An 8,630-nucleotide genomic window follows, 5' to 3' on the forward strand; every position below is an offset into this window, starting at 1 on the left:
CACGCGGTGGCGGCCGGCCAGCCGCGCTGCTCGCCCGGGCCCGGCGTTGTTTCGGTTGCCCGCCCCGTGGGCGCCGGGGTGCTGCTGGGCGGTGTCTCCTCCAGCGACCGGTTGTCGTTGAGGGTGGGATCCGGGGCCGGTTCGGAACGGGGGACCGGGGCGTAGTCGGGGGTCACCCCGCGCCCGGGGGTCGGCTCAAAAGGGGTCCACCCCAAGCCCGGAAGGTACAGTTCGGGCCAGGCATGGGCGTCCTGGCCACTGACCCGGTACCCGTTGAGGGTGCGTTCGGTAAGGTCCGTGTCCTGGTTCATCCCGGCCAGGGAGGAGGTGTCCAGGGTGATGCTCTGCCCGGTGGCCTCTCCGGGGGCGAAGCCCACCGCAATCCGGCTGGGGATGCCGGCCTGCCGGGCCAGCAGCGCCATGGTGGAGGCGAAGTGCACGCAGTAGCCCTGGCGGCGCTCGAGGAACGCGGCGACCACCTTCATGTTTGCCCCGTCATACCCTTCACGTAGCGGGGTCTGCTCCGAGTAGCTGAACCGGGTGGAGCGCAGATAGTTCTGGATGGCCACGGCCTTGTCAAAGTCGCTGCCCGGGGTGCCGTTGGCCTCGAAGGCGCGGCGCAGGTTCTGCGCCAGCAGCTCGTGCACCGCCCCGCCCCCGTCCTCCGGCAGCCGGGTGAGCTGCTCATCCAGCGGCGGGGTGCGGCTTTCGAAGAACGCGAAGTTCCGCGCCAGCTCGGGGTTCAGCTCCGGCACGCTGTGGGTGACCAGCACGCTGCCGGTCTGCTGCCGGGACTCGCGGGTGAAGGAGGCGATGGCGGTCTGCGGCTGCCAGCGCCAGGTCCCCTGCAGGCCCTGGATGAGATAGGAATTCTGCGGCAGCGGCAGCTGCAGGTTGCGCGGCACCGGGTCCCAGGAGAGCTGGGTGACCTCCTGCTTCGCCCCGAAGGACATGTACTGATCGCGCAGCACCGTGTTCCCGCTGTACGCCAGGGCCTGCGGGTCGCGTTGCGGTTCCCATCGTGCGGCGGACAGGTCCTGGATCACGTCGGTGCGCAGGTAGGGGGCGGCCGGCGCCGAGGTGTAGTAGCTGAGCAGGGTGCTGTTTCCGTTGCTGCGCAGGTCCCGGCCCAGGTTCAGCAGCGGGTCGATGTTGCTGGCAAACAGTTCCCCGGAGGGGCGGGTGCCTTCGGGGAACATGCCCTGGCGAAAACCGGGCATCCAGGTGCTGCTGGCCAACAGCACCACCGCGGCCACCAGGCCCAGCAGGCCGGAAAAACCCAGTTGCCGCCGCCCGGGCAGTGCCGAAGGTCGGCGGCGATACCGGTAGGGCAGGAACGTGGCGTAGCCGATCATGGCCAGGAACTGGATCAGCAGGTAGCCGGTCCCGGCCCCGCTGAGCTTGAACAGGGAGGCCAGCACCGGGGCGAAGGCCAGCGGCAACACCACCAGCAGGGCCAGGCGCCGGGAGCTGGTCAGGGTTTCGACCAGTACCGCCAGGACCAGGCCCAGCAGCAGGAACGTGAAATCCACCGCCGCGGTGTACGCCACCTGGGGCACCTGGGTGGCAAACTCCAGGTTCGCGTTGTGCACCAGCTGCCCGAAGCGCTGCCCCCGCCCGCCGCCCAGGCCCGGATCGGCCAGCGCCGGGGAGAACCAGGCGCAGCCGGCCGCGACCAGCAGGCAGGCGAGCGGCGCCAGCCAGACCGGCAACCGGCTGGCACGCACCGCCGCCCCGGTGCCGTGTACCAGCAACAGCGGGAACCACAGGTTCCACAGCCAGCCGTGGCCCTCCACCACCCCGTGCAGGCTGGCCATCCCGGCCAGCAGGGCCGCCCACAGGCCCAACGCGGTGACCAGGTGCGCCAGCGGGTGCCCGGGCCGGGGCATTGCGGCCGGTTCGGCCGGTGCCGCTGCCGCGGGGGCCGGCGGCTCACGCAGCGCGGTGCTCATGGCGACTCCCACAGCCGGGCCAGCGGATCCTGCGCCCCATGCAGGTGCACCCGCCACGGGGTGAGCGCGAACTGGGCGGCCGCCTCCCGGTGCCGTTCGGGGTGCGCGCAGATCAGGAACACGTCCACGTTGCGCACCGTGCGGGACAGCCCGGCCAGCCAGCGGGCCTGGGCGACGCCCAGCTCCCCGAGCACCAGAAACACCGGTTCATCGGCGAATCCCAACAGCAGCTTGCCCAGCGATTCGGCCAGCCCGCGCGCGTCAGCCTCCTGCCCGTCCTCGCTCAGGCCCAGGCTGGTGGTTGCGGCGTGGAAGGCCTCGAAGCGGTCCAGCGCAGAGGCGCCGGACACCGCCGCCTGCGGGAACGGGATCTCACCGGCCCGCCCGGACGGGGCCGGGCGCGGGTTGTCCAGCTCCTGCCCGGCCAGATCTCGCACCATCAGCTGGTAGCCGTGCCGGGCATAGAGCTCGCCGATGCTGCAGGACAGGGACAGGGCCTTTTCAAAGCGCAGCGTGCTGGCTAGCGGGGCGCCGGTGCCCTGCGGGATCTCATGGTTCAAATCCCCGGGGCCATGCCAGGCACTGCGCCGCCGGTCCAGCACGATCAGGCTGTGCGCGGTGGCCACATAGTTTTCCTGGCGCACCATCAGCCGGCCGTGGCGGGCGGTCGCCTTCCAGTGAACCTGGCGCAGCGAATCGCCCTGCTGGTGATCACGGATCCCCACATCGTAGTAGTCCACCGAGGAGCTCTGGGTGTGCCGGGCCTCACCGGTGAGCATGCGCTCGCCGAGCGCGGTGGAGTGCTCCAGACTCAGGCAGTGGGCGCGCACCGCGACGCCGCTTGCCTCACCGGTGTCCACCAGCCCGTCCACCAGCCCGCACGGGTCGGCCAGGCGTTGCTGGGCCGGGCCGAGCAGGTGCAGACCGCGGCGGCGGAAGACCAGTTCGTAGTCGAAACGGCCCGGAGCCTGGAAACTGGGGGCGGGCGGGTAGCCCTCGGGCAAGACCTCGCGGATCACCGCCGGCTGCTCACAGCGCAGGCTCACCGGCACCACCTCGCCCACGCTGACCGGGCGTTCGGGCAGCACCCGGGTGATCTGACCGGCCAGCCGGCCCAGGCGCACCACCAGCCAGGCACACCCCACCAGGGCCAGCAGGGTCAGCCCCACGGCCATCAGCTCACGGCGCCCCAGCAGATGGGCCAGCCACAGCGCCGCCAGCCCGCTGCCGGCCACCACCCAGCCGCGCCGGGAGACCAAGTCCAGGTGCCAGCTGCGCAGCACGCCGAACCGTTCGGGCTCGCGCACCCAGGACAGCGAGTCGTTCGGGTCAAAGCGGGGAACCGGGCCCATCTCAGCCCGCCCCACCCACCGCGGTGTGCTGCAGGACCTCGCCGACCACCGTTTCGGGGTGCACGCCCTCGGCCAGGGCCCGCCGGGTCAGCAGCAGCCGGTGGCCCAGCAGCATCGGGGCGACCTCCCGCACATCCTCGGGCAGCACATGGTCCCGCCCGCAGACCGCCGCGTGGGACTTCGCGGCCCGCACCCACTGCAGCAGGGCGCGCGGCGATGCACCGACCAGCACGTGCTGGTGCTCCCGGGTGGCCCGGCCCAAATCCACCACGTAGCCGGCCAGGCGTTCGGTCACGGTCACCCGCTGGACCTGCAACATCATTTGGCGCAGCCGCTCCAGGCCCAGCAGCGCACCGATCTCGGCCAACGGGTCGTGGCCGTGGTGGGTGCAGAGCATGGAGATTTCCGCCGCCCGGTCCGGGTAGCCCATGGAGATGCGGGCCATGAACCGGTCGCGCTGCGCCTCGGGCAGCGCAAAGGTGCCCTCCGCGTCGATCGGGTTCTGCGTGGCGATGACCATGAAGGGCCGCTGCAGCGGGTGGGTGACCGAGTCCACCGTGACCTGCAGCTCCTCCATGCACTCCAGCAGCGCCGCCTGCGTCTTGGCGTTGGCGCGGTTGATTTCGTCGGCGATCACGATGTTGGCGAACACCGGGCCGGGATGGAAGGTGAAGTCCTGGGTCTGCGGGGAGAACACCGATACCCCGGTCACGTCGCTGGGCAGCAAGTCCGGGGTGAATTGGATGCGGTTCACGGTGCCGTCCACGCTGCGGGCCAGCGCCTTGGCCAGCAGTGTCTTGCCCACTCCCGGCACGTCCTCCACCAGCAGGTGACCGCCGGCCAGCAGCACCACCAACGCCGTCTTGATGGCCTGCGGCTTGCCGTCGATCACCGCGGACATGCCCTGGATGATTCGCTGGCATTGCTCACCGAAATCGGCATCAACACTTGGCAGCGTCTGGTGAACGCTCATCTGGCCCCTCCCGGTGGAAAGTGCGTCGGTCGCCGGCTCCGGGACAGGTCCTGCCCGGTTGGCTTAACCCTACCAACGGAAGGTGAGGTACATCACGAAAAGGTTCCGGCGGTCCGGGCACATCCAGCCAGCCAGTGCTGCGGCGTTGCCCGGGACACTGCGCCGCGGCGGGCAGGATGGCAGAATCGTAGGCGGCGGGCACCAGTGCCGGGCACCGCAAGGAGAAGTGAAGGGAACACGGTGGGGCGAGGCAAGCAGATCAACTATCAGGCAATTCCGGAGGCCTACCGCCCCCGCGAGCAGGAGGGCGCGGCGGATGACGCCGAACGCAGCCGTTCGACCACGCAGGAGAAGGACGGAAGCAAGCGGAACCTGATCTACCCCGAGGCCCCCGAACCCCTGCCGCTGCCGGTCATCGACAACCACACCCATCTGGACTTCCGGGACGGGAAGCTGAACGTGAGCGTGGAGCAGGCGGTGCAGGCCGCCGCCCAGGTGGGAGTCGCCGGGCTGATCCAGGTCGGCTGCGATGTGCCCTCCTCGGAATTCGCGGTTCGCGCCGCCCAGCAAAACCCAGCCGTGCTGGCCGCCGTGGCCATCCACCCCAATGATGCGGCCCGGCTGGCCGAACGCGGACAGCTGGACGCGGCGATCGAGCGGATCGACGAGCTGGCCGGACAGGAGCGGGTGCGGGCCGTGGGGGAAACCGGCCTGGATTACTTCCGTACCGGGCCCGAGGGCCGGCCGGTGCAGGAGGAATCATTCCGCCGCCACATCGAGATCGCCCGCCGCCACGGCAAGGCCCTGCAGATCCACGACCGCGACGCCCACCAGGACGTGGTGCGCGTGCTGCGTGATGAGCCGCTGCCGCCCAAGGTGGTCTTCCACTGCTTCTCCGGGGATGCGCAGCTGGCGCGCATCTGCAACGAAAACGGCTGGTACATGTCCTTCGCCGGAACCGTGAGCTTCAAGAACTCCACCGGCATCCAGGACGCCCTGGCCCTGGCCGACCCCCGGCTGATCCTGGTGGAAACCGACGCCCCGTTCCTGACCCCGCACCCCTACCGGGGCCGGCCCAACGCCAGCTACATGATCCCCTACACGCTGCGCTTCATGGCCGGACACCGGGGTGCGGACCTGGAGCAGCTGTGCTCGCAGGTCATGGCGAACACCCTGGAGGTGTACGGCGCATTCTAAGCCCGGCCAAGTGTGTCGTGCGCCATTCACGCTTGCCTGATTATTACAATTCGGTTACGGTACTACAAGTGTCTCGCGCCGGGAGTGGCTGGAACCGCCCCCACAGCGACGCCGCGACAGCGCCGCAAAGCCCCGTACGGGGTGGCAGCGGCACGACGCATGGAAATTGTATGTACGTATTGGTGACCCACGGGTCACTGGGCCCGCCCGGGCCTCACGCACCGGGAACCGGCGCCCACAACCGATGGGGAACCATTCACTGTGATGCACTTGCTCAAGAAACGCTCGGTCAAGTTCCTGGCCCAGGCCGTAGCGGTCGCCGTCATCATCGCCGGCGCCGTCTTCTACATTGCCGGGCAGAAGTCCGTAACCCTGGCCATCGACGGGGACCAGCAGGTGCTGAACACCCGCGCCGCCACCGTCGAGGATCTGCTCGCCCAGCAGGACATCGCCCTGGGGGAACGCGACGAGGTCTTCCCGGCGCTGGATTCCTCGCTGGATGACGAGCAGACCGTTAAGGTCAAGCGCAACAAGTCGGTGCAGGTCTCGGTGGACGGCACCGACCGGGTCGTGCACACCACCGGGATGACCGTGGCCGACGTGGTCAAGCAGCTGGAACTGGAAAAGGGCGCCGAAGTGTCCCTCTCCGATGACATCGCCCTGATGTCACTGAGCGAAAGCATCGAAATCATCACCCCGAAGGTCGTGAACCTGAAGGTCGGCAAGGACAAGCGGCAGCAGGTGGAAACCACCGCGCAGAGCGTCGCCGAACTGCTGGACGCCGAGGGCGTGAAGCTGGATGAGAACGACGAGATCAACCTGAAGGCCGACGGCGAGACCACCAAGGACGCCAAGCCGGGCACCGAGATCAGCGACAAGATGGACGTCGACGTGATCCAGGTCGAAGTCAGGACCTGGGAAGAAACCCGCGACATCGCCTTCGACACCGAGGAAGTCAAGGACTCCAAGCTTCAGAAGGGCAAGACCAAGGTCAAGACCAAGGGCGAAAAGGGCGAGCGCGAGCTGACCCTGCGCCAGGAAACCCGCAACGGCACGAAGGGCGAGGAAGAAGTCCTGAAGTCCAAGGTCACCAAGGAACCGGTCGCCAAGGTCATCAAGGTCGGCACCAAGAAGCCGGCCGAATCCAAGAGCGAGTCCAAGAAGAAGACCGCCACCCCCAAGAGCGTCTCCGGCGCCTGGTCGGCCCTGGCCAAGTGCGAATCCGGCGGCAACTGGTCGATCAACACCGGCAACGGCTACTACGGCGGCCTGCAGTTCTCCGCCTCCTCCTGGCGTGCCGTGGGCGGCACCAAGTACGCACCGCTGCCGCACCAGGCCACCCCGCAGGAGCAGGTGGCCGCAGCGGAGAAGCTGCGCGCCAGCGGCGGTTGGGGCCACTGGCCGGCCTGCGCCCGCAAGCTCGGCCTGCTCTAGAGCCACGAATTTCCCCCACAGCGACGCGACCACCCCACCGGGCGGTCGCGTCGCTGTTCTATGGGGTGCCGCGGCGGGGCTGAATGCGGCCCGGGCGCTGAACTAGTATTGGAGGCGTGATGCCTGAAGAACCCCTGCCGCTCCTGGGAGCCACCGAGATCCGACGCCTGGCCGATGAACTGGGCATCCGTCCCACCAAAACCCTGGGCCAGAACTTCGTGATCGACGGGAACACAATCCGGCGCATCGTCGCCGCCGCGGACCTTGACCCCGGCCAGACGGTGCTGGAGGTCGGACCCGGCCTCGGCTCGCTGACCCTTGGCATCCTGGACGCCGCCGCGAAGGTGGTGGCAGTGGAAATTGACCCGCCGCTGGCCCGACGGCTGCCCGAAACCGTCGCCGAGTTCCGTCCTGGCCGCGAAGCGGATCTCACCGTAATCCTCAGCGACGCACTGAAGGTCACCGAACTGCCCAATGAGCCCACCGCGCTGGTGGCCAACCTGCCCTACAACGTGGCCGTGCCGGTCGTGCTGCACCTGCTGGAGCACTTCCCCTCCATCCGCCACGGCCTGGTCATGGTCCAGGATGAGGTGGCCGACCGGATGAGCGCCGTCCCGGGCAGCAAGATCTACGGGGTGCCCTCCGTCAAGGGCGCCTGGTACGGCACCATGCGCAAGGCCGGGGTCATCGGCATGAACGTGTTCTGGCCGGCCCCCAAAATCCACTCCGGGCTGGTCTCCTTCACCCGGGACGCGAAGCGCGGCGACGCCCCGCCGCGCACCGAGGTCTTCGCCGTCATCGACGCCGCCTTCGCCCAGCGCCGCAAGACGCTGCGCGCCGCCCTGTCCGGGTGGGCCGGCTCCGGGGCCCGGGCCGAAGCGATCCTCAACCGTGCCGGGATTGACCCGCGCGAACGCGGCGAGAAGCTGGACATCGACGGGTTCATCGCCATCGCCCGCGCCGCCGCAGAAGTCACCGACGCAGCGGATGAAACCCCATGAACGAACCCAAGAACTTCGTGATCGCCCACGCCCCGGGCAAGATCAACTGCTACTTCCGCGTCGGCCCGCCGCGTGAGGACGGGTACCACGACGTGGCCAGCCTCTACGTGGCGGTCTCCCTGTTCGAGGAGATCCGCGCAACCCTGCGCCAAGACGGCGAACTACACCTGCGCCTGGATGAGGCCTCCACGGTGGTCGACGAACCCGAAACCTTCCCGCTGGGCCCGGGCAACCTGGTCCACCAGGCCGCACAGCTGCTGCGCGAACACGCCGGGGTGAACCTGGGGGCCGATCTGGAGATCCTCAAACGGGTGCCGATCGCCGGGGGCATGGGCGGCGGCTCCGCCGACGCCGCCGCCACCCTGGTGGGCTGCAACGAACTGTGGGGCACCGGGCTGGACCGTGAGGAACTGGGCCGGCTCGGCGCCCGGCTGGGCGCCGATGTGCCCTTTGCGCTGATGGGCGGGGCCGCCATCGGACTGGGCGTGGGGGACCAGCTGGCCCCGCTGCTGACCCGGGCGCGCACCGACTGGGTGCTGATCCCGGCCAGCTACGGGCTGTCCACCCCACGGGTCTACGCCATGCTGGACCGGCTGCGCGCCGGGCAGTCGATCCCGGTGCCCACCGAAGTGGACCCGCAGGTCATCAAGGCCCTGATGGAACCCGACGCGCAGGCGCTGGCCGACACCCTGGTCAACGATTTGACCCAGGCCTCGCTGGC

The 8,630-nt window shown here is 69.3% G+C and carries 7 protein-coding genes; 4 read left to right on the plus strand and 3 right to left on the minus strand.

Annotation, left to right across the window (positions count from 1 at the left end; all coding sequences use genetic code 11):
- From RCJ92_RS13740 to RCJ92_RS13750, 3 genes are all read right to left on the minus strand, one after another.
- A partial coding sequence (locus tag RCJ92_RS13740; RefSeq protein ID WP_446754840.1) for a DUF3488 and transglutaminase-like domain-containing protein occupies window positions 1–1,952 on the minus strand: 1,952 nt, incomplete at its 3' end.
- A complete protein-coding gene (locus RCJ92_RS13745; RefSeq protein WP_446754841.1) occupies window positions 1,949–3,319 on the minus strand; it encodes a DUF58 domain-containing protein in 1,371 nt (456 codons plus the stop codon). The genes RCJ92_RS13740 and RCJ92_RS13745, both read right to left, overlap by 4 nt.
- Entirely contained in the window at window positions 3,306–4,277 is a 972-nt protein-coding gene (locus RCJ92_RS13750; RefSeq protein ID WP_138925749.1) for an AAA family ATPase, read from the minus strand. The genes RCJ92_RS13745 and RCJ92_RS13750 overlap by 14 nt, the downstream gene beginning before the upstream one ends.
- Before the next feature lie 240 nt (window positions 4,278–4,517).
- Between RCJ92_RS13750 and RCJ92_RS13755 the strand changes: the two genes are divergently transcribed.
- From RCJ92_RS13755 to ispE, 4 genes are all read left to right on the plus strand, one after another.
- On the plus strand, window positions 4,518–5,474 hold the full coding sequence (locus RCJ92_RS13755) for a TatD family hydrolase (RefSeq protein ID WP_246049733.1): 957 nt from the start codon (window positions 4,518–4,520) through the stop codon (window positions 5,472–5,474).
- 264 nt (window positions 5,475–5,738) lie between these two features.
- Entirely contained in the window at window positions 5,739–6,908 is a 1,170-nt protein-coding gene (locus RCJ92_RS13760) for a resuscitation-promoting factor (RefSeq protein ID WP_175419472.1), read from the plus strand.
- A gap of 119 nt (window positions 6,909–7,027) precedes the next feature.
- Complete coding sequence (gene rsmA, locus RCJ92_RS13765) at window positions 7,028–7,909, plus strand: 16S rRNA (adenine(1518)-N(6)/adenine(1519)-N(6))-dimethyltransferase RsmA (RefSeq protein ID WP_138925751.1); 882 nt, start codon at window positions 7,028–7,030, stop codon at window positions 7,907–7,909.
- Window positions 7,906–8,630 (plus strand): 4-(cytidine 5'-diphospho)-2-C-methyl-D-erythritol kinase (ispE, locus tag RCJ92_RS13770; RefSeq protein ID WP_446754842.1); only part of this gene is annotated, 725 nt, incomplete at its 3' end. The genes rsmA and ispE, both read left to right, overlap by 4 nt.

This window comes from Glutamicibacter sp. BSL13 (assembly GCF_052928425.1).